Genomic DNA, 368 nt, shown 5'->3' on the forward strand with positions numbered 1-368 from the left:
ATAAGAATAAGTACATTTTTCATAGTCCCTGTCAAAATAACACAAATAGTCGATAGTAAGAACAAAACAAAATATAGATTTCTTCGTCCAGCTTTATATAGAACAAATGAAAAAACGGCAAAGAATAACGCAAAATTTGCTAGTATATTAATTTTACCAGCTAGCCCAGCATACCTTACGACTCCCTCAACCTCAGTGCCAAATCCAAGCAGAGGCGAGGCAATTCCTGCTAGAATATGAACAAAGACTAATGACATTATAAGTCTTAAGAAAGAATCGCTTCCTTTATCACACTTTGCTGAATAACACCCAAGAAAAAAAGAGATTGAAAAGTCAAAACTTTAATATAATCAACCACAGAAGGAAAC

The 368-nt window shown here is 33.7% G+C and carries 1 protein-coding gene; it reads right to left on the reverse strand.

The genetic code is table 11. The annotated features are described in order from the left end of the window. Positions 1 to 257, reverse strand: a 257-nt coding sequence (locus ASV53_RS25940) for a hypothetical protein (protein WP_205049257.1), incomplete at its 3' end; no start/stop codon positions are given. Positions 258 to 368 lie beyond the last annotated feature (111 nt).

This window comes from Photobacterium sanguinicancri (genome assembly GCF_002265265.1).
GTDB lineage: Bacteria > Pseudomonadota > Gammaproteobacteria > Enterobacterales > Vibrionaceae > Photobacterium > Photobacterium sanguinicancri.